The organism is Intestinirhabdus alba (assembly GCF_009711095.1).
GTDB lineage: Bacteria > Pseudomonadota > Gammaproteobacteria > Enterobacterales > Enterobacteriaceae > Intestinirhabdus > Intestinirhabdus alba.
In genome coordinates this window covers 1-19,974 of record NZ_WMJZ01000020.1, presented here as the reverse complement: position 1 = coordinate 19,974, position 19,974 = coordinate 1, and the positions used below count along the sequence as shown (strand labels likewise).

At 54.5% G+C, this 19,974-nt stretch carries 30 protein-coding genes; 1 reads left to right on the top strand and 29 read right to left on the bottom strand.

The genetic code is table 11. From position 1 onward, the window contains the following. Position 1: 1 nt before the first annotated feature. The 11 genes from traV to traM all read right to left on the bottom strand — a co-directional run bounded on the left by traV (position 2) and on the right by traM (position 6,947). Positions 2–589, bottom strand: a complete 588-nt coding sequence (gene traV, locus GJV78_RS14580) for a type IV conjugative transfer system lipoprotein TraV (protein ID WP_155109035.1) — start codon at positions 587–589, stop codon at positions 2–4. Positions 590–664: 75 nt separating this feature from the next. Next, the gene (locus GJV78_RS14575; protein ID WP_017694222.1) at positions 665–910 is read right to left on the bottom strand and encodes a hypothetical protein; all 246 of its coding nucleotides are present in this window, start codon (positions 908–910) and stop codon (positions 665–667) included. Between the two features lie 26 nt (positions 911–936). Further along, positions 937–1,317 carry a hypothetical protein gene (locus GJV78_RS14570; protein WP_017694221.1) on the bottom strand — a complete coding sequence of 127 codons (381 nt, stop codon included), beginning with the start codon at positions 1,315–1,317 and terminating at the stop codon, positions 937–939. After that, a complete protein-coding gene (locus tag GJV78_RS14565; RefSeq protein WP_017694220.1) occupies positions 1,314–2,672 on the bottom strand; it encodes a TrbI/VirB10 family protein in 1,359 nt (452 codons plus the stop codon). The genes GJV78_RS14570 and GJV78_RS14565 overlap by 4 nt, the downstream gene beginning before the upstream one ends. Then, positions 2,665–3,441 carry a type-F conjugative transfer system secretin TraK gene (gene traK / locus GJV78_RS14560; protein WP_017694219.1) on the bottom strand — a complete coding sequence of 259 codons (777 nt, stop codon included), beginning with the start codon at positions 3,439–3,441 and terminating at the stop codon, positions 2,665–2,667. Before traK ends, GJV78_RS14565 begins: the two co-directional genes overlap by 8 nt. Further along, a complete protein-coding gene (gene traE, locus GJV78_RS14555; protein WP_017694218.1) occupies positions 3,425–3,994 on the bottom strand; it encodes a type IV conjugative transfer system protein TraE in 570 nt (189 codons plus the stop codon). The genes traK and traE overlap by 17 nt, the downstream gene beginning before the upstream one ends. A gap of 18 nt (positions 3,995–4,012) precedes the next feature. Next, positions 4,013–4,291 (bottom strand): type IV conjugative transfer system protein TraL, encoded by a 279-nt coding sequence (traL, locus tag GJV78_RS14550; protein WP_230979153.1) that lies wholly within the window; start codon positions 4,289–4,291, stop codon positions 4,013–4,015. Positions 4,292–4,337: 46 nt separating this feature from the next. Continuing rightward, positions 4,338–4,742 carry a type IV conjugative transfer system pilin TraA gene (locus GJV78_RS14545; protein WP_017694216.1) on the bottom strand — a complete coding sequence of 135 codons (405 nt, stop codon included), beginning with the start codon at positions 4,740–4,742 and terminating at the stop codon, positions 4,338–4,340. 313 nt (positions 4,743–5,055) lie between these two features. Next, on the bottom strand, positions 5,056–5,259 hold the full coding sequence (locus GJV78_RS14540; protein ID WP_017694215.1) for a TraY domain-containing protein: 204 nt from the start codon (positions 5,257–5,259) through the stop codon (positions 5,056–5,058). A 328-nt stretch (positions 5,260–5,587) separates the two neighbouring features. Beyond that, entirely contained in the window at positions 5,588–6,328 is a 741-nt protein-coding gene (locus tag GJV78_RS14535; protein ID WP_017694214.1) for a helix-turn-helix transcriptional regulator, read from the bottom strand. A 238-nt stretch (positions 6,329–6,566) separates the two neighbouring features. Continuing rightward, complete coding sequence (gene traM / locus GJV78_RS14530) at positions 6,567–6,947, bottom strand: conjugal transfer relaxosome DNA-binding protein TraM (protein WP_032667774.1); 381 nt, start codon at positions 6,945–6,947, stop codon at positions 6,567–6,569. 465 nt (positions 6,948–7,412) lie between these two features. On the opposite strand from traM, the gene GJV78_RS14525 reads away from it, so the two are divergent. After that, entirely contained in the window at positions 7,413–7,886 is a 474-nt protein-coding gene (locus GJV78_RS14525) for a transglycosylase SLT domain-containing protein (RefSeq protein WP_017694212.1), read from the top strand. Between the two features lie 46 nt (positions 7,887–7,932). Here GJV78_RS14525 and GJV78_RS14520 read toward each other — a convergent pair whose 3' ends face one another. The 18 genes from GJV78_RS14520 to GJV78_RS14435 all read right to left on the bottom strand — a co-directional run. Then, on the bottom strand, positions 7,933–8,463 hold the full coding sequence (locus GJV78_RS14520) for an antirestriction protein (RefSeq protein ID WP_017694211.1): 531 nt from the start codon (positions 8,461–8,463) through the stop codon (positions 7,933–7,935). Positions 8,464–9,089: 626 nt separating this feature from the next. Continuing rightward, positions 9,090–9,920 (bottom strand): N-6 DNA methylase, encoded by an 831-nt coding sequence (locus GJV78_RS14515; protein WP_155109034.1) that lies wholly within the window; start codon positions 9,918–9,920, stop codon positions 9,090–9,092. Positions 9,921–9,962: 42 nt separating this feature from the next. Further along, positions 9,963–10,226 (bottom strand): hypothetical protein, encoded by a 264-nt coding sequence (locus tag GJV78_RS14510; protein WP_017694209.1) that lies wholly within the window; start codon positions 10,224–10,226, stop codon positions 9,963–9,965. Positions 10,227–10,311: 85 nt separating this feature from the next. Beyond that, complete coding sequence (locus GJV78_RS14505) at positions 10,312–10,656, bottom strand: hypothetical protein (RefSeq protein WP_017694208.1); 345 nt, start codon at positions 10,654–10,656, stop codon at positions 10,312–10,314. A gap of 46 nt (positions 10,657–10,702) precedes the next feature. Continuing rightward, positions 10,703–10,996 (bottom strand): hypothetical protein, encoded by a 294-nt coding sequence (locus tag GJV78_RS14500; protein WP_017694207.1) that lies wholly within the window; start codon positions 10,994–10,996, stop codon positions 10,703–10,705. 53 nt (positions 10,997–11,049) lie between these two features. After that, positions 11,050–11,424: a hypothetical protein gene (locus tag GJV78_RS14495; RefSeq protein WP_017694206.1), complete on the bottom strand. Its 375-nt coding sequence runs from the start codon at positions 11,422–11,424 to the stop codon at positions 11,050–11,052. A 422-nt stretch (positions 11,425–11,846) separates the two neighbouring features. Continuing rightward, a complete protein-coding gene (locus GJV78_RS14490) occupies positions 11,847–12,035 on the bottom strand; it encodes a hypothetical protein (protein WP_230979146.1) in 189 nt (62 codons plus the stop codon). Between the two features lie 19 nt (positions 12,036–12,054). Continuing rightward, positions 12,055–12,552, bottom strand: coding sequence for a MucR family transcriptional regulator (locus GJV78_RS14485; protein WP_017694204.1), 498 nt, complete (start codon positions 12,550–12,552; stop codon positions 12,055–12,057). Further along, complete coding sequence (locus GJV78_RS14480) at positions 12,552–12,791, bottom strand: hypothetical protein (RefSeq protein ID WP_016589766.1); 240 nt, start codon at positions 12,789–12,791, stop codon at positions 12,552–12,554. Before GJV78_RS14480 ends, GJV78_RS14485 begins: the two co-directional genes overlap by 1 nt. Beyond that, a complete protein-coding gene (locus GJV78_RS14475; protein WP_017694203.1) occupies positions 12,788–13,516 on the bottom strand; it encodes a plasmid SOS inhibition protein A in 729 nt (242 codons plus the stop codon). The genes GJV78_RS14480 and GJV78_RS14475 overlap by 4 nt, the downstream gene beginning before the upstream one ends. After that, the gene (gene psiB, locus GJV78_RS14470; protein ID WP_017694202.1) at positions 13,513–13,944 is read right to left on the bottom strand and encodes a conjugation system SOS inhibitor PsiB; all 432 of its coding nucleotides are present in this window, start codon (positions 13,942–13,944) and stop codon (positions 13,513–13,515) included. Before psiB ends, GJV78_RS14475 begins: the two co-directional genes overlap by 4 nt. A gap of 42 nt (positions 13,945–13,986) precedes the next feature. Then, positions 13,987–15,996, bottom strand: a complete 2,010-nt coding sequence (locus GJV78_RS14465; protein ID WP_017694201.1) for a ParB/RepB/Spo0J family partition protein — start codon at positions 15,994–15,996, stop codon at positions 13,987–13,989. A gap of 72 nt (positions 15,997–16,068) precedes the next feature. Next, positions 16,069–16,299 carry a DUF905 domain-containing protein gene (locus tag GJV78_RS14460; protein WP_155109033.1) on the bottom strand — a complete coding sequence of 77 codons (231 nt, stop codon included), beginning with the start codon at positions 16,297–16,299 and terminating at the stop codon, positions 16,069–16,071. Between the two features lie 830 nt (positions 16,300–17,129). Beyond that, positions 17,130–17,636, bottom strand: a complete 507-nt coding sequence (locus GJV78_RS14455) for an antirestriction protein ArdA (protein WP_017694198.1) — start codon at positions 17,634–17,636, stop codon at positions 17,130–17,132. Between the two features lie 398 nt (positions 17,637–18,034). After that, the gene (locus GJV78_RS14450) at positions 18,035–18,814 is read right to left on the bottom strand and encodes a hypothetical protein (protein WP_017694197.1); all 780 of its coding nucleotides are present in this window, start codon (positions 18,812–18,814) and stop codon (positions 18,035–18,037) included. Positions 18,815–18,867: 53 nt separating this feature from the next. Continuing rightward, the gene (locus tag GJV78_RS14445; protein ID WP_017694196.1) at positions 18,868–19,287 is read right to left on the bottom strand and encodes a DUF1380 family protein; all 420 of its coding nucleotides are present in this window, start codon (positions 19,285–19,287) and stop codon (positions 18,868–18,870) included. A 10-nt stretch (positions 19,288–19,297) separates the two neighbouring features. Further along, positions 19,298–19,519 (bottom strand): hypothetical protein, encoded by a 222-nt coding sequence (locus GJV78_RS14440; RefSeq protein WP_002211748.1) that lies wholly within the window; start codon positions 19,517–19,519, stop codon positions 19,298–19,300. Beyond that, on the bottom strand, positions 19,519–19,974 hold a 456-nt coding region (locus tag GJV78_RS14435), incomplete at its 5' end, for a DNA methyltransferase (RefSeq protein WP_155109032.1). The genes GJV78_RS14440 and GJV78_RS14435, both read right to left, overlap by 1 nt.

The window sequence follows — 19,974 nt, the reverse complement described above, 5'->3', positions numbered from 1 at the left end:
TTCAGCTCCCGGCCCAGTGGTCAGGCTTCACCACGAAAGACACGACCGACGGTTGATGCATAACATCATCCCGGTCAATCCAGCCCGCAATCCACAGTCGAGCCGTGGTTGGATTGACCCGTATAGGCTGACTAACCCCGGTATCGGCATAGCGCTGGACTTCAGTGACAGGTGATGACGCCGGCAAGGCAGGAGAAACGGCTGGCCGGTGAGAAGGTACTGCCGGGCCTCCCACATCCGGACGAACCGGGCGCGACGCGGGCAGCAGCAGGCTCCCCGTCGTCGTTCTTACTGATCGCGTACCCGCGTCACGGGTGGCCGCCTGAATACCAGTCAGCGGTGAAGGTGAGACCGGAACCGGTGCAAGGCGCGGCAGGGTCTCAACAGCCGCGTCCGTCTTTCCCGCATCACCATCAACGCCGGACATCACCGGGGAAGACGGCGAACGCCCTGCCGCCTGCTGATTAGCCTGCTCCATGGTGATGCAGCGGTCATGGGCCACAGTATTACAGTCAAAGTCAGAGTTCATTCCGGCACAGCCGGAGAGCAGGCCAGCGCCTGCCAGTAAAGGCATAATGAATTTATTCATGATTTATCCTGAGAAAAAGAGGTTCAGCGGGTGAAGGTTTTTATGGCCGCCAGTGCGCCGAAGAAGCGACGCTTATCACTCATCAGCGCGCCCGTCACCGGAACGGCGAAGCACATCATTCATGACACGGGCACAGAGGTCGGATTTACCGCCACCGGTACGCCCGACAACTATCGTATGGCCACTTTGCGGCTCACCCTGCAGGCAGAATGGGTGAGCGGGCTGGTTCAGCGTGATAAACGTAGTGCAGTTATCCAGAATGTGTTGCGCCAGCTCCGGGGAAGACAACGAAGCCAGAGGATGGCGTTGTGGTTTACGCATACAATCTCCTGAGTGGGGAAGAAAAATTAACGACGCGGGTTGAACGGAATACGGGTACGGTCAGCGTTAGCGGGACGTACCCAAATAAAATGAACAAGCGTCACCCACAAACAGAACAGCGGCAGGACCGAGCTCAGTACCGTGATGCACTGCCACTGCCAGAGAACCACCACCTCATGAACCACCGTCAGCAGACCCGGGATCGTTGATGCCACCTGTCCCGGCATCTGTTCGAGATAAAACAACAGTAACCCGCCGTAGACCGTAAAAAGGAGAATGCAGCCCATCACCCACCACAGCAGGCAGCGGACAGCCAGCGCTATTAAGTGCAATGCAGCGCCGGGGCCAGTGTAGTGATATTGCATCGCCCGCCATCCCTCTCTGATATCTGTCCATAACGTTTTCATCGCATCGACTCCTGCATTCCTGCCTGTATCTGATCTTTCATGGCACCCACGGAGTCCCCGAGATTGAGGTTACGCAGCGCTTCTTTGGTGATGGTGATCCCGTTGCCGGTCGCTTTTTCCTGAGAAGATACAGCAGGCTTCTTCTCCTTCTTCACGTCGGCATACTGCAGCTGGAAACCTTCCTGGAAGACGACCGAAACCTGCACACCGGCACCGACCGGGATAACCGGGTGGTACTGCTCGGCGCGTTTGATGAAGTAATCTGAGAGGGTTTTGCCTGCCTGTGACGTACCACCACCGAACCCGGCGCGAGCAACATCGCCACCGCTGACGGTATTCGCTGCACCAAGGCCAACGCTGGTTGAGCCGACGTTCGATATGGCGCTGCCCATTGCATCGATGGCACCACCGGCAAAGGCATAGCCGACAATTTTGCCGTTGCGGATGACCGGCTCGGCCCGGATGCCATTTTTCCCCATAAAGGAGACGTGTCCTTTGAAGGGCTGGTCGATAACGTGGCCATGAACACGGCAGGACAGACGGTCGGTACGCAGTAGCGCGCGCTCACTGGAGATATCACCGTAAGCGGCTGCGGTTACAAAGCAGCCCCGCAGGTCATACTCCCCGTCGTTCGGTAAAATCACCTTCCCGGTCAGGCGGAACTGCATCGGTGATGAGGCGCTTTCACCCGTGACAGAGGCGTTAGCATCCGCCCCCTCAATCACCGTCGCCCCGACAAAACTCCCCGACGGAATATACGGCAGCGCCGGCGCATCATCCTTTTTTTCGCCGTAATCGATACTCATGGTGGACAGCCCCTGATTCAGCTGTGGAGCGATATTCACCGTCGTCTGATTGCCGGGAACGCCGGGATAAAAGGCAGTCGGCGGTGGAACAGCCCCCGAAACACCACCGACAGGCAGGGTGCCGGCGGGCGCTCCCGGACCCGGTGTGGCATGACCGCTGCTGCTATCCCCTGTCTGGTTCATCGCATCAATCTGGGTTTGCAGCAGTTTGATATCATCATCCTGTGACTGAATTTTGTCCCGGTAGGCCTTGTTTTCACTGGCGAGCTTATTGAGCTGATTCTCAAAGCTGGCCAGCTTTTTATCGGCTTGATTCGCGGTATGCTGCAGGTCAGCCACCGCCGTATCGCTGACTTTTTTACCGAAGGTACTGGAGGTCACCGCGCCGGTCATATCCGGTACCGGTTTTTTTGCCTGGCTCTTACCGGGGGACACCTTTGATGGTGCACCGATATACCAGGCGACACCGCCGATAGCGCTTAATCCCAGCGCCACGGCGATCAGCACCGCCATCTGCTTGCGACGGGTCAGCACGTTAATGTTAGCCATTAGCCTGCCCCTCCCCGTCGTTGCTGACCGTGACCCACACTTGCGTATCGGTACCGGGCATCAGCGTGGTACTGAACGGAAACACCATCACTGCACGTACGCCAGGTGCCTGAAACAGTCGTTCAGGTATAGCCAGCACACTGGCACCACGATTACGCACCGTCAGGCGATAGAGCCGAAGCCCACCACCGCTCCACATTTGTTGAGGCGTCACCGACAACCAGCCCGGCAGGGAAAATGTGGGTACCGCCACGACAGGTGCTTCGGTAAACCCTTTCGGTACGCCGCCTCTCAGTACTGCCTGCTGAACAGAGATCAGGGTGCGCACATACGGCTGCGACTGCTCCCAGCGCCGCGCATCATCATGCTGTACCGGACGGCTGGAGATAAACTGCAGCACCCGGCCATCCCGTTTCTGCGGAACACCAATAACGGAAACGGTCAGTCCACCTTCCGTGCGGACATAGAAGGTAAACGGGGTAGTCTGGGCGGTCATTAGCTGCACGCCACCGTTGGCCTGCCCCAGCGCCTTGTTGTCATTCAGAAACATCCCCTGCGCACTGTCCACGGCGATAATCTTATCGCCAGGTACAACCAGCAGATTCGGGTTGGTATTGCTGAGCGCAACCCGGACCTGGCTGTCCGGCGAAACGGGGATTTTTACTGGTAACATCGCCACCGGCTCTGCCAGCACAGTGCCGCTCAGACAGAGCAGACTGACCAGCAATGCCAGACGGTGCCTGCCATGCCTGTTATTTTTTCTTTTCATCCACCTGCTCCCTGAAATCCTGAATGGTGGTAATACCCCGGTGATAGCGCAGTGCCATCCGGATAGTTTTGTCTTCCGGCAGCTGCTTACGATTGCCTATCCACTGCTGTACCGTCCCGTGAATATCCACAATCCCCGAAGCCGGGTACGTATCGAAGCCGGACAGATAAAAGGCGGTCGTCACGTTATTGTCGATAACGCGCTGCGCCTCGCTGGCCAGCACTTCCTGCATGGCAGGACGCTCTTCGTTATCAAAGAAGCGCAGCAGCGCTTTGTGATTGGCCTTCACCGATTCCGGCGACACGTTGTAGCGCAGGAAGACCAGTGACTCGGCGGTTTGCTCCAGATAATTCGCATCCATCCGGTTACGCGTCAGCGTGAACGGGGTATCAAACCCCATCGGGATATAGGTTTCTTCACGGCTGTTAATCAGCGTATCGAGTCGCAACCAGGCCACCAGGTTGCCGGCAAGACTCAGACCAAAGAACACCAGAAGCAGCAGAAAGATGAGTGATGTGTAGCGGGCCGACAGGCGCTTTGCCTTCAGGTCCATGGGAATACCTCCTGGCCATCAACGCAGCCACAGCCGGAATGACGAATCGGGAATGACTTTGTACATGCCTTTGAAGAGTGAAGACGGGAGGTACCAGTAGCAGGCGTTAAGCAGCCAGTCGGTCCCTCTCCCCTTTTTGAAATACTTCAGACAGAACCAGAGCAGAACGGCAATGACCAGACCGGTAACGTACTTACCGGTATAAAAGCCCCATCCCATCGGTGCGAACAGGGCTATTGTCTCATCCATCGGTAGTCCGATGGGCCGTGTCTGCTCTGTCAGTGTCTGAGGAAACATGAAGCGCGAAGCGCGTTCCTCATCCATTGACTAGTCTCCGTGCCGATCAGCCCCCGGAGCGGGCAGAAATGATGGAGAAGATGATTTTGGTAATCACGATAAACACCGGGATGAGCAGGAAGGTCGCCGGGTTATGTGATTTGAGGTACAGCAGGAAGACCAGCACCACTTCCGCGATCATGAAGTAGTACATCATGGTGGAGTCTTCACCAAAGGTATCAGTCGCATCCTGTTTGCCGGCCGCCGTCAGGTCTTCGGCATGCGCCATACCGCGTGCCGCCAGAAATAATGCCAGCGGCATTGCCACATACTTAAACAGCGCCTTCGCGGTACGGTTATTCACCAGCGACGGCACCGCTTTCACGGCAGATACCATGCGTGAGAGCAGTCCCTTTTTATTCCCCTTGCAGACAACGTCCGCCCCCTGATTTATCACTGAAATATCAGCCATATTATTTCCTTTAATTAACGATTAAGTTGTTCGGGCAGATACGCCCCCGCGACGCCCGCAAGGCAGAAGCCGCGGGGGATTATCTGTACAAACGTCTTCAGACACGCTACCGCCCCAGGGTGTCACACCTGTCGTGGGGGGAAACTCGCCCGACGGATTTTGGGCAAAGGGATGCCCGCCGTTTTATCGGTGAAGAAAAAACGGATAAGGCAAAACAAAAAAACTGAAATCAGACCGTTGGCGTCAGTCCGACATAATGGCAGGGAATATCGATAATGCAGGTCGGGTGATATTCCCTTTCAGTCCAGAAATATCAGAGCGTGGTGATCTCCCAATAGTCTCCCGTAATTTCAGGTACACGTTTCAGGCTGTCATGAATACGCAGCATGGCCTCAAGCTGGCGGGAACGCTTACCTTTTTTTGCCAGTGCAGTAAGTCGCTCACTGGCCTCAGCGGTCAGGATGACTGTAATGGATTTGGGACGCTTTATAGGGACTGTTGTCGTTAGCTTGCTCATCAACAAAATTCTCCGTCATAAACTGAGATAAATTGTTTCATAAGCAAAATTTTTGACTAGCCGGGCAACTGCCCGGTGTTTAAAAATACAGTGGTTTTGATAACCAAATAATAAATAAGGAAAACTAGTTTTTTCTCTCAAAAAAAGGATCAAAAAAGTTAACATTATGTTGATCTGAATCAATTTATTGGTAATAAATAAAATCATTGAAGCTTCACAGCGATATCGAACGTTCTCTGAGCATACATATGTCGAGAGGAATATTTACAGTTTGCATATACGGATAGTGAACATCATCACTGACATTCACTATTACCGGATTTAAATATCATTTAACCTTTAAAATAACAGTGTCTGAGGAAAATTTTTCAGGTACAAATCTAATCCATCCATAAAACCTTGCCACTCGCAATAAACCTCCCTGATCAAAAACCTGTAGTTTCTGATAGATGCTTTTTATTTTTGACTCAACTGTTTTTTTGCTAAGATTAAGATAGTTAATAATCCATCTTGATGAATAACCACAAATAATAAGCCATGCCACCTCCCACTCTTTGCTAGTAACTTTACCCAACGGATTGAAGTCTTTAAAATTATTAAGAGATACATTTGACATGACCACTTGCTCTCCGGTGAAAATTGATGGTATCAATTCATGGATATAGCTATGGCATGTAATATCTATCACATCAACAAGTACCGAATCTCTTCCTTGATAAGAATAAGGAGCCATTTTTAAAACAAAACAATTAGCACCTTCAATATCGATAAAATAACCACAAGAAAAAATAGTCATATCTTTTTTTGTTTGAATTACTTTATTCTCGAAGGCATACATAATATTAATATCATTGGCTGTAATAGCTGGGATACTTGAATCCTCCAAACCAATCACAGAAACGATTCCAGAAGGAAAAAAACGTGACGCAAATGTTGCACTAGCACCCAGATACTTATGACTTGCATCTTTTATGTACCAGTCTTCATGACTTTTTTTAAGATAGGGAGAAAAATCGTGATAAAACGCTTGAGATCTGACATTCAGATCCATACGATCGTGCGTAGCCATGACCATACTCCTGAAAGTTGGTTGGTTAATGGTTAGCTCATGCAGGGGGCTCGAACCCCCCTGTGTGAGCGAAGTCTTATTGTCTACAACATAACCTTATGCTGTATTTAAAATATACCACAAAAAGATATACTTACAAAACTAATTCATCATATATATTGCATGGTTTTTCTGAAAATAGAAAAGTAGCAATCATCCCATACCACTATTGTTAGCTGGCTTCCTTAACCAGAAAATTCTACTCTCTGTTGAGTACCTTTTTGACCCGTAAATCTGTTTTCTCTTTTAGAGAGTCGATCAATTTATCGTAATTGTTACGACTATCAGATTTTATATCCTGCAAAGAAAACATCAGTGCCAGTATCTCCTGTGATGCCATTCTTGATTTTACTACTTCTTCAAAAAGCGCACTTTGAAATACATCTTCACCGGCTTCTGCATCTGATGCCTTCTTATTTTTGGCATTGAGGTATACACGCATTCCCAGTTCCAGCATTTCGGAACAGACACTGGAGATATTGGCATCGGAAGCTGTCGCGCCCTCTTCCCTTCTCATATCGACGATTTGTCGGATACCATCAATTGTTTTTTGCTTCATATAAACATTCTGCCGTGGCATAACTTTATTTCCCTCTTGCCCTGACAGCACCACACTGGCACTGTTTAAAAATAGCCTCAATAAATATTCAGCACTATTGCAGTGCTAACTGGCCATAATCAGGCACTACAATGCCACACATTTAGCGGCACCGCAATGTGTGGCATTCATAGTAATTGCATGATTATTCTCATTTAGCACTACATTAGCCACAATAGAGCCACAAACAGGCGACATTACGGCACTATGGCAGTGCCCTTCTGTGCGATAAAACACTAACTTGCATTCATAATCCAATCGTAAATACATGATTTAAGTATATAATCCTGCAAAATGAAATTTTGCGTGGGGTGTGAGACAGAAACTACCGGAGAACCATATTAGCACAGGCATCCATAGAGTAATTCTCGGCCATATTTGGCTTGCCTGAGATCAGGTAATAATGCGATCATCAGGGCATCTAAAACACATCACAGGGAAATAATAGTGAGGAATCTACTTCTGGCAGCATTACTCCTGATAGCCGCTCAGAATGCTAATGCAGATTGTTTTGATATGGCGGGCAGAGATTATCATATAGATCCAGATCTGCTTCGGGCAATCTCCTGGAATGAATCGAACTTCCGCACAGACGTTAAAGGCCACAATCCTGTTTCGGGTTTTGGCTCCGGACTTATGCAGGTGGACTCCCAGCACTTTAACGAACTGGCTCGTTATGGAATAAAACCGGAGCACCTTATTACCGACCCATGTATGAATATCTACACCAGGGCTTACTATCTTGCAATAGCTTTCAAAAAGTGGGGAGTCAGCTGGCAGGCCGTGGGGGCGTATAATGCAGGTTTCCGGAAAACAGAAGAACAGGCGCAGAGAAGATATATCTATGCCAGAAAAATTGAGGCAACATACCGGGCGATAAAAAAGAATAAAGACTCAGGGCAGACTCTTGCAAAACAGTAAAAAGACCTCAACAGGAGGTCTTTTTATTCATCCAGTATTTATGTCGTCAATCAATAGCCCGATAAATTAAATATGCTTCAGGGTGTTTTATGATACTGATGTAATCTTTCAGTGCGTCCTGACGAGCGACGAGGTGTTTACAGACTTTCGAATATTCAGGCCCCATATCGGCAACCTGCCAGGACAACCAGTTCATAATCATCAGGGTCGCAATAATTCCGGCAGCATCGGCACTGACCTCTGCTTCAAAGTAATTACCAGGAATAACCATGTTATAGCGCTGTTCTCCTTCCGGTGCGATATATCCTGTTTGCGCGGTTGTGAATCTGACACAGTTCGGAGCCACGTTTCCTCCGGTGCCCTGCGGAATAATCCAGTAACTCCAGAAACCACCATCATAATCTGAATGCTGACGTAACCAGCTGGCAATCATATTATCAGCAGAAGGCGTAAAAAAGAGCGCAGGAATAAAATCAAGACGTTCATCGCCATCTGTAACACAATAGCGCTGTCGTTCATCGACTTTAAATTGTTCGGCTGATTCACGAGTGGCGGTTTTGACGTTTAATGTGTGCATTCTAATTTTCTCCTCATTGAGTTATTACATCGTTCGACTTCATCACTGAGCGGCGAAGGGCAATGAGCAGCTGACAGAAAGGAAATAAAGGGGCGCGCAGCGTTTATATACCCCTTTATTTCCTTTCTGGCTGATGCTAAAAGCAGCCCTCCGCGAACTGATGAAATCGGGCGATAGTCACACCAGGAGAATGCACACATCCCGTAACGGAAAATCGTCGCGGGACGAATATCCGTTACGGCCATCAGAGTGGCGGTAATTTATTACCGCCACGGTGAAAGCGGCGCATCCATTCTGGATGCAGCAAGCATGAATTTGAATTTGCGTCAGGATGGACGCCCGAAGGGCGGAGACGGTTTACCGGCTCCGTTCACGACAGCCGTGTCCCTTCAGGGACGACGCCTGGAAAAGAAAGGATAATATCCATATCAGCGGCAGAATAATAAAGACCATCGCCAGCAGGAGAATGAAGAATAGTAATCAGCTAACCAAAAGACAGGAACTTCAGACAACCTCGCGCCGGAATAACGCAGGCAGCGCGTCAGCGCAGCCTGCTTATTCTGCGCCGCAGGCGCGCGGCCTTTGATGCCACCAAAGGCAGGACACTCCCCTGCCCTTCTGGATAGCTATGCTGTGTCATTTATACAGCGCAAAAATTCGCGCATGGCACTGATACGGCGCTGATCGTCCAGCCGCTTACCAAAGTTGTTGATGTAGTACACAGGCGTATACCGCACCCTGTTTAATTGCATCGTCAGCGTATTGCCCGTGACCACCTCGGCAGGAATACCCAGCAGGGAAAGCTGAATAAACGCCATATCGGCCGCAACAGGATCAATATCGATACAGCTTCCGAACATATGCTCAGACGGGTTATAGCCCGCCTCCAGCAGATATTCCGCATACGCCACAATCATTCCCGCCGCACCGCTTGCCGGATCGCTGACGGTCACGAATCCCTCACGGCGTATCGTTTCGTCGACGTCCGGCATCAGCAGCCTCGCCAGCAGTGACTGGACGTGATACGGCGTGAAATACTGTCCGTTGCGGTCGTCGCCAAGCTCAAGCTCCATGAAGATCGCGCCGAGGAAGTCGTGGAATTTGGCCTCCAGTGCGCAGACCATCAGGCAGAAAAGCGTATGCAGATTGCTGATATCGCTCTCGCTGTACTTCGCGCAGATTTTGCGGCTCTGCTCAATATTCTGCGGCGTTCTTATCCGCGTTATATCCAGCTCGCTGGCGGCCAGCGTGATAAAGTCGCTGAACACCTCCCAGCGGCGCAGGCTGCGGGCGGTATCCCTGAACACGCTGATAAACTGGCGGCGGGCCTGGTCGATTGTCATCATCCGGTGCGGTATCGGCTGCACATTCACGGTGGGCAATACGGGTTTAGCGGGTGTTAAGGGTGCGGCTTCTCTCGCCTGATCAAAGAAGCTGGAAAAACTGAGTTGAGACATATTTCCTCCTTAAATGCCGCCCCCTGCGGGGCGGCACCTCCGTCAGTTAAATGCGCGCTTCAGTTCGAGCGTGCGTAACACTTGCCCCCACTCGCTTCCGCGCATGGCAGGAATGCGAACGGAGCGCCCCTTTCTGCGGCACTTTGCGATATGTCTCCCCAGCGCCCGCATTTCGGCGCTGATTTCGTCACGGTCGATATCACTGCGTGTAATGCGCACCTGTTTTTTGACAGGTGCGTTTTCCGCCTCAAGCATCTGGACATACAGGGCGGTCGGTGTAACAATCGAAACTTCACTGAATTGCATTGGTTTGTTCCTTTTGGTGAAGGCCGGATTTATCGTTGAAGGCGAATAAATCCGGCGGGATATGGCAGACGAAAGTCTGCCTTTTTCATTTCTGGCGCTGCATTCCCTCCTTAACGCGTGCCAGAATCTCCGCGTGGTCAAGGTTGCTGTAGCCACGCATCCGGTAATAACGGATACCGATCCGCGCGTAGATTTCGGTCACGTTGCCGCAGACCATTTCCGCCAGCATGAAGGTTTCACACTCGCCGTCTTCACTGCTGCGCCAGTTCATCGGGTACATCAGCCCCAGCGCATCATGGAAGGCGTGCACGTCGATTTCGACGGGCGCGGTCAGGTATGACTTTTCGCGGCTCAGCCAGTACGCGCGTTCGGCCTCACTGGTCGCGTAAATACCTGCTTCGGCACTGGATTCGGTCAGATTTAAGTGCATGGCTTATCTCCTTCTGGTTAATGGCGTTGATATTTCGCCGTGGTGGTTATTCGTCAAACGTGGTGCCGGAAAAATGCGCCATCAGGTGCAGCATGTCGGCAATCCCGTCGACTTTCTGCTGAATGGCTGGCGTGGCTTTCTGGATGCGCGTGACAGCGGTTCTGAGTTCGCCCATATAGCGGTTTGCAGACTCGCCCAGCGCCGTTTTGTCCGTATTGCTCTGGTACTTCATCAGGGCTTTACTGACGTGGTTTTGCAGGGTATCAAGCTCGCTGAGCGCGCTTTTCTCCCATGCGTCGAAGCTGGATGTGCTGTTCGTGTTACCGTTGCTGATGCTCATGATGTTTCTCCGTTGTTGCTGGCGGCAGGTGATGCCGCCAGCCGATTAAGTAATCAGTAATCCGCCGCCAGCTCGATCATCAGGTCAGCACATTCACCATCGGCACGTTCTTCTTCCGCAGTCGTCAGCATGTAACCCCGTTTCGCTGCCGCCCCCATAAACGCCGGACGGTCTTTCAGTGGCAGTTCTGCCAGGTAATGCATAGCCATACCCAGCAGACGGGACTCATAAATCTCGTAGTGCAGGCCACATCCCCGGTTAGCCTGTATTTCCATACGGGCCAGCACCACGTCCGCGCGAATAACATCGAACGGGTTACGGGAATAGATATTGCGCACAAAGCCATCAGTACGCAGGGACGAGGTTTTCACCCATCTTTCGGAAGATTCTTTGGTGGCGGTTTTGACGTTGACGTTCTGTGTGTTCATCCTGCTTTTCCTCCTGTCTGGTGGTTAATCCATCTCTCGGTGAGTTCCCTGGCGGCAAAGGGCAAAGGAGCAACGGCGGGGCGACAGGAGAAGGGCGAAGACAAAAGTTTTTGCGGTCCTTCGCAAAAAGTTTTGGCGGAGTTCATTTCACCCTTCGGATGACGACACGACGGTGCTACGACAAGCCCTCCGCCCGGGGACTTAACGGGAGAGGGCTCGCCAGAGATACGGGGAGAGGATGAACACACCCGACACGGCGGAACGACGGGGCGTCAGAGGACTGTCGGCAGTTTTACCGCCGACAGGGTGAAGCGGCGCGTCCGTTTACGGACGCAGCAAGCGTAGGGGTTGACGTTGCGTCAGGATGGACGCCCGCAGGGCAGAGACAGCTTGCTGACTCTGTTCACGACAGCCGTGTCCCGTCAGGGACGACGCCCGTGTGTTGCCGTTTCGGTGAAAACAGCCAGTTCATTAGCCAGACCCGCCAGCGTATACCGTTTTTTATCCAGTACATTAGCCCGCAGCAGCAGCAGGCTGTTAACCAGAAAAGTGTCCAGCACCGGCATTCTGCGCAGACATTTAATGATGTTATCCGAAAAGCATGTGTGCAAAAAAAATCCCGACAGGCCGTCAGCCATCTTCAGCCTGCCAGCGATACAGACAGCTCAGGGACAGGTTCAGTTCATCAGCAATACTCCGCACATTTTCACCCGTTTCGTTGCGGGCCTTCATTCTGCGCACGGCCTCCCGCCGGATCTCTGCGCTGACCCTTTTCACGGCAGGGGAGGTTTCCCATATCCGGTTTAGGGTCGCCGTTCTGGAGGACGACTTTTGCTGTAGTGCTGAGGGTCTGCTTCGGTCTTTTATCCTGGCGTACCCTTCCGCCATCATTCTGACCTGCAGGTCAGGGTCCAGCTCGCCGCTCCGGATACGTCTGATAACGTTGTCCCGGCATCTGGTTGAGTGTTCGGCACTGGCAAGCGGGACATGTTTCGCTATACCCCAGCGCTCGCGATATTCACTTACCGACATCTCATGTGTCATACGCAGATGCGGGGCCAGGAAGGAAAACGCCCTTCCGCACTCCCTGCAGACGATGTTTCCCCGCATATTCCGTTCTGTTGCCATCACCCCACCTCCCTGCCGTCGCCGTATCCCTCAGCCCAGTCGGCAATCTGCGCATCAAGTACGTCCAGCTGCTTCTCCACTTCTTCGGCCAGCATGTTGAAGTCGCACTCCAGACCACCACTCAGGCCATCCCACTCAACCGACATATCGGTGAGCTTGTTTATCATCGTCTTCAGGCGTTTACATTGACTGCGGGCAATTTTCAGTTCCTGCCCGTACGGATTTGCTCTCCTGCTCATGTCCCCTCCCGGAACGTCAGCTTGTTCGGTACCATCCAGTGCTCCAGCTGTCGTACGGGAACGGAAGCCTCTTCTGTCAGCAATCCGGCCTCGAACACCATGCTCCAGAGCGGTTCGCGTGCAAATTCATCCCGCTCCAGCGCCGACAAGGAAGGAAAGCGCTCGCTCCAGCGCCAGAACATCTCCTCCAGGTCGTACTGGCGCAGTTCAGTCCCCGACCAGCGCGCGCTCCAGCTGCTGACCGTTTCTGGCGTATGGAATGCCAGCTCAATCTCCGCCTGCCCCGCCAGCGCCTGGTACGCCCGCTCACGCTGGCACCGTTCCTTGTGGCGCTGGCGGATGTATTTTTCATCCCGCAGGGCGTCCTGACAGCGAACCCGCTCGGCCTGCTGAAAGGCCACCTCCGGAAAGAGACGCTGACCTGCACCGACAGGAAGCGGCAGCCAGCAACACGTCCCGCGACTTTCAATCAGGGCATCGATGGCCCTGAGCCAGCTGTCCCTGCTGCCCCGCAGCTCCCGCGCCGTCAGCACCGGCGCAAAATGATGGATTTCCCTGAGTGAGATGCGCGTGCTGCCCGTGAGCCGCCGGAAAAAGGCGCTGGCATACGGGTACATCGTGGACACCGCGCCGCGCGATCGCCGGCGTTCAACCTCAGCGATGGCCTCCATCGCGGCGCGTCGCTCAGGGCTGAAGGGGACCAGAGAGTGATGTGAGGGGATCATGCCGCACCCTCCGCTGCCAGAATGCTGATGATGCTGGCCTGACTGTAGCCGTCCGCATCGAGACGCGCCGTCAGGCTGACGGTGTGGCTGACAAGCTCCGGCTGGTAGCCGTTCAGGGTACGAATGACGGAGAACGGGCGACCTCTGGCGGGCACGAACACCACCATCCACGCCGGACTGATGGCACCTGGACTGCACACGGCAATATGGTAGTTGCCGTGCGGGGGCGTAAAGCGCACCTGCACGGGGAAGAAGCCGCCGAACTCGCTGCGGTACTCGCCGTTCACATCCCAGTTCTCAGGGCAGGACAGGTCACGCATGACGGCGTGGGTTAGTTCGCGGCGAAAGTCTTCGCCGCTGTCCCGCCAGTCCTCAAACTCATCAAGGGACATCGTTTTCAGTACATCGGGGGTCAGAATAGTACGCATGGGTATCTCCTTATCGCCGCCCCGCAGGGCGGCTCTCCGTTATCAGGCGGCATGTGCCGTGTTGGTGGTGTCGTTGCCAGTGCTGTCGGTATCTGAAGCAGCGTCGTCAGCATCGGCCTTACCTGCTGACTCCGGTCCTTTGAGCCATGCCGGAACCCAGCGGGTGTGCTGCATAAAGTGCTCCGCATGCGCTGCTGCATCGCCCTTCTTCATCTTCTCCGCGTCACCCGCCGCGCCCGTCAGCCCCGCCTCTTTCAGGGAGGCGACAATCTGCGGATGTTTCAGGCCGGAGAAATAGTTGTCCTTCGTCGGCTGCCACCAGTCGCGCAGGTGGAATCCGATTGCCGCCTCGACCGCATCGAGGGTACTGCGCGAGGTGTGTCCCATATCGCGGGTCTGTACCCCGTCAACGGAACAGGCCGTGCAAAAGGCCATCAGCGACATCAACACCCCGCCGTCAAGGGCAAAGAAGGTTGTGAAGTCCTTCTCCCACCCTTCCGGCAGCAGAGCTTTCAGCCTTGCCCGTTCGGTCATGAGCATCTCAAACGCTGCGCCATCCTTACCGGACGGGGCGTTCTCCGTCAGGCTGCCGTGGGACACGGTCAGACTGATACGGAACGGGTGCGTCGTGGTCAGACAGCCGGAAAAGACACAGGTACACATGCGCCAGACCATCAGCGTCACTGCCTTTTCGGGCTGCTGCATCAGCGCCGCCTGGACTGCCAGCGTACGCTCGGAGGTCATTTTCTTGAGCAGCGGAACGCTGATCCCCTCTGCGGCGTCGGGCTGGCGTGAGGTGAATGGCACCGTTACGCTGCTGGTTACGGTTTCTTCCGGCATATCCGCTTTCAGGCGCACACCGCGCTGCACGTACACCTGCCCTTCGTACAGGCTGACCATCACCCCCGCGCCTGACTTCATGTCGTCAGTCCACGCGCTGGCTTCTGCCGCCGCCTGAATGGCGAGGATGTCCGCTTCGATCGCATCTGACTCGTCGCAAACGCTGTCATATGTATCGTACTGCTCCCGCAGCGCATCAAGACGCTGCTGCTGCTCAGGGGTGTACACCGGATCGGGTTCAACAGGCTGCACGAACTCCTTACCGTCTTCGCCGTGGTACCAGATGCGGGCTGCGCGTCCGCGACTCCATGCCCAGCCCTCACGCTGCTGAATGTCCAGGGCGATACGCTCCAGCTTTTCCTGCACCAGATGCTCAACCAGCACGCTGTCTGCCGTGCCGTCGCCCTCGTCCTGGCTGAACAGATCTTCACGGACGTACCCCCCTGCCGCCTCATACGCTTCGCGCCCGATAAACCGGAATCTGGCGCTGTCGGTGCGCATCTCGGTTTCGGTAATGGCGCGTTTAATCAGGTGTGCGGGCGCGTTCGACCAGCTGGCCTTTACGCTTTCGAATACCTCTACCTGGCGGGCAGGATCGTCCTCGAGACAGAGCGCCTGACACTGCTCAACGGTCAGTTCGTCCTGCGCGAGCTTATCCATCAGTGATGGCGCGAGGTTTGCCAGCTTCAGCATGCGCTGCACGTGACGGGAGCCGAAGCCGAGCGCATCGCCAATCTGCGCGGGGGTTTTGCCCTGCTCTGCCAGCGTACGGAAACCTGCGATTTGCTCGGCGGGATGCATGGCGGCGCGCTGCTCGTTCTCGGCAACCGAGGCGAGGGCCGCAATGTCGTCTGAGACGCGCTTCACCATGACGGTATGATCGGCCGCAAGACGGTCTTCCTGCGCCAGCAGATTCAGGGCAGTCAGTCGGCGGCCACCTGCGGCCACGCCGGATTGTCCGTCCGCGAGGGTGTGAACAATCAGGTTCTGCAGCAGTCCGAGCGCCTCGATGGAGTCAGCCAGACCGCGAACGCTGTCCACGGAATACGGGATGGTGCGCACGTTCAGCGGGGATTTAGCGAGACTGGACAGCGGAACATACTCGATGACAGCGGCCTCAAGGGCGGCTTTCAGGGCTTCTTCCTGCGCCTTCGTGATTTTTTTGCTGCTCGCTTTTTTGGGGGCTTTTGCTTTAACATCGGTTACTGACATAGTTGATACCTCACTGGATATTGATGATTGTCTGGCCCTGCGGAGTTCGCGCTCCGGCAGGGCACCTCTTTCTTACTGCGGCTTGCGGATACCGTAGTCCGCGATATAACGGTTGAGCCAGTACGTGCCGCCCGGCTCAAAGTTCCACGTGCGCCAGACCATTTCACCGTTCTGACGGACAACCAGGCGAAAATGCGCCCCCTGATCGTCCTCAATTGCCACGTTGGTGTACTGCGCCACAACGACCTCAGCCTGTTCGCGGGTAAAGGTGTCGTCGGGTAAAACCGCCAGCGCCTCGCTCATGTTGCTCCTCCTTCTGAACCTGTTTTGCTTTTAAAAACCATCACCCGTTGAGTTGCCGGGGCCGCGGTTTTGACGTTTTGCGGGGACCTGCTGAACGCCCCCGCTGGTTGTTACCTTCACCCGTTTGAGAGCCGTTCGCCGCAGGGGCGTAAACCAGCGCGGGCGATGGCGGATGTCCAGGGCGCGGTTTACCGCGTGCCATTTACCCTGGACAGCTGACAGCGGCTGTGCTTGTCTCAGCCCCGGCGAAAGGACTCAAAAGGGTGAAATGACCAGGAGAAAATGAGCAGGAACCCGCTGCAACGACGGAACGCGCGGGCGCGAAACGGCGTTGCCCCGAAGAAGCCCGGCAGCATTACCGCCGGGCTGGTGAGAGCGGCGCATCCGTTTACGGATGCCGCAAGCGTGATGTTGAACCTGCGACAGTGCGATGGAAGCCCGACAGGGCGGAGACGGTTTACTGGCTCCGTTTACGACAGCGCCGGTTCCCGCCAGGGAAGTCGCCCACAGTCATATCGCCCGGGAAGAAAAGCCGACAGGACAGCGATATCAGCCAGTACGCCACCGGTATGGCCACTATTGACAACGACAACGACAACGACAACGACAACGACAACGACAACGACAACGACAACGCAGAGATTATCAACAGAACAGGAATATCGCAGACCGGCTACAACACATCGATACTCATACTCTGACACCACCGGGACATCAGGCACTGGCGGAGATACGCGGCGCCGCAGGCGCGGCGTACTTCGCCGGCAGGCAGAGCCTGCCAGGGTTTTGCGCGCGGACTGACAGGCGGCTAAACCGCCTGCCGGGGAAAATCAGTTACTGAAGACATAACCGTCATGGAACACATAGCCGCTGCTGAACAAATCCCGGGCATACGCCTCAAAATCGAAGTAGCTGCGCAGCGGCTCCGGCACCTCATTTAACAGGCCGTTATCGTCAACCATCTCCTGCGCATAGTCTTCCTCACTTTCCGCCTCACCGCGGTATGCAACATCAAACGCGTCATAGTCACACTCGCCGGTATACTCCGCCCAGGCGATAAAAGCGGCTTCCCTGCCCTCTTCTTCGGCGCGTTTGTAAGCGGCGATAAAATCCCAGTCAATGGCGCTTTCAGAGACGAACTGCGACGGGATACCTTCCTGGTCCTGGAACATAAATTCTGCGTCCCATTCATCGGCGTGCAGCGCCTGGCAGGCCTCGTAAAAATCCTCCCTGCCGTCAAACTCCGTCAGTTCAAACCATTTGCCAAAAATGCTGCCGCAGTTGTATTTGTGATACGTACCCACATAAACAGCCGGTGTGGTGGTCGTAGTGCGCATAAAAAATCCTCCATAGTCGATGTTGTCTGAGTTACGGCTTACGCCGTGCCGACACGACAGCCCGACAGGGAGCGAAAAATGCAGGGGCGATGCATGAAGCCGCAGCGCCGGTAAACAGCGGAGAGGGTCTGGACGGTTAGCGAGCGAATATTGAGCGAGATAACGACGGGAAGAACCGCGACAGGCATTTAAACATACGGCGACCGGGTGAAAGCATCGACGTCAGTGAACCCTTGCATTTGCAGCGTTCGGGCTAGAGTAGAGGCACGGCGTAAGCCGCAGACCGCTCGGGACGTTACTCACCGCGAAGCCGGAACAACGTGGAGGAAGAGCCGTAAAAGCGGAGCCGGCGACATCCTTCGTGGTAGATTCAGGGGGCCGCCGCCCCCTGCTGTTCGCTACACTGGCCGGATTGCTGACAGGGCATTGCGGACAAGACTGATTTCTCCACGCGCTTCTGCCATGACCTCATGTAACAGGGTTAAATCCATCCACCGGCGCGGAGGCTCGCCCGGAATACGCAGCACATCGCACATCTGGCCACATGCCAGGATTTGATCAACTTTGTCGCTGATAACAAAGAACTCGACGCTGCTGTAGCGTGCCCATTTGTTCAGGATGGCATCGAGCACCACCGGCAAATTGTCATCATCGTCCAGCCAGCAGGGCATATCATTTTCCTTCACAACCAGACGGAAATTTCGGGTCTGACGATAAAACAGCGTTTCCCCGCGCGTGGTCAGCGCCGCCTTTATCCGGCGCGCATCCTCCCATACCTGCCGGGATACATCCCGCACGGCGCGGGACAGGCAATCCGTTACAGCCTGAATCTCCGGCTCCGTCAGCCATTCCCCGGCCCAGGGGAACGCTATCTGTGTTCCGTCCTCCGGAAGCTGCGGCGCGTCGGCATAGCGGCTGCCGGATAAAATAATCTGCGCTGACGTCCCGGCTATTTTTGTCATGGCATTTTGCAGCTCTGCGGGTATGTCACCGCTACAAAGTAAAGGAAGCAGATGAACAATATTTGCCGCATCCAGACGGACATAAATGCTTATCCATCCCGGTTTATTGACCGGATCACGCTGATCAACATCGGTATGGTCAGGCCATCCATAATCAGCAATCAAATCGCGCGCACGGCGCATCACAAGGGCGTTTAACGTGGTGGTTTCCTGCATAATGGGTTCCTCTGAACGGGGTCAGTACACGCCGCCCGGGCGGCGTGTTGATTTCATTTTTTCAGTAATGCGCGAACTTTCGCCGCATCAGCCAGGCGGCGGGTAACGCTTTCCGGGACCGGATGATTGCTGTCACGGGCGGTCCATTCCCTGTGCCATAACGCCTGTTCGGCAGTGGTTAGCAGGGTTTCAAGCAGATCCGCCGGCACCATCACCGCCGGAACTGCCTCTTTCACCTGTTCAATCAGATCCATCACTGCACCGGCAGGCACGCCCGACTCAAGCTGTTGTTCTTCCGGTATGGCGTCCATACGCGCCAGTACCGCCCTTGTGTCCTGTTCCGAAACGGCATATTCCATTCCGTCGGCCAGTGCTTCGATATCCGCCGGGGACCAGACAATGAGGTTCAGCGGGGTTTCTGCGGGATACTGCTCACGCAACAAGCGGCAGAGGGTTTCACAGGTTCCGTACATGTTTTTCTCCTTAGTCCTTAAAGCAGGCATCCAGCTCAAGCATTTCGTTGTATGCCGCCATAAACAGGGCATTGATGCGAAAAAGGGTCTGACGGGTCAGGCGTTCGACCAGCACATCAGAGTCAAAGCGATAGCGGTGCTCCATCCCGTTCAGCGTCGCCCGCAGGTCACACATGCTGTTGGCTACTTCCGCCACTTCTGCGCGGAGTTTTTCGTGTCCTGCATAGTTCATTACGCGGCCTCCGGGAACTCGTCGTTAGCGGCCGGGTACTGCATGGCGCGCCGGACGGCGGCCAGACGCTGCTGTCCGGCCCGGTGATACTGCTCAAGCAATTCAATACCGATGTAACGACGGCCAGCCTGGAGGGCGGCCACGCAGGTGGAGCCACTGCCGGCAAAGGGGTCGAGCACAATCGCGCCGGGATGTGTGAAGGACTCAATCAGCGGTTGCAGGCTGGTTACGGGTTTTTCGGTCGGGTGGTGCCGGTTGCCTGAATATTTCCACGCAATTACGTCATTCAACGGGTTTTGCGGCAGGGGCGGACGGCCTTTTGCAAGGATGTAGGCGCATTCGTGGCGATAGCCCACATATGCGGCCTTCGATGTGTAGGTTTTGGTAAACACCAGGTGGCCGACAACGCTGAACCCCGCATTTTTCCAGGCGGCCATAAAGCGATCGACGCGGTT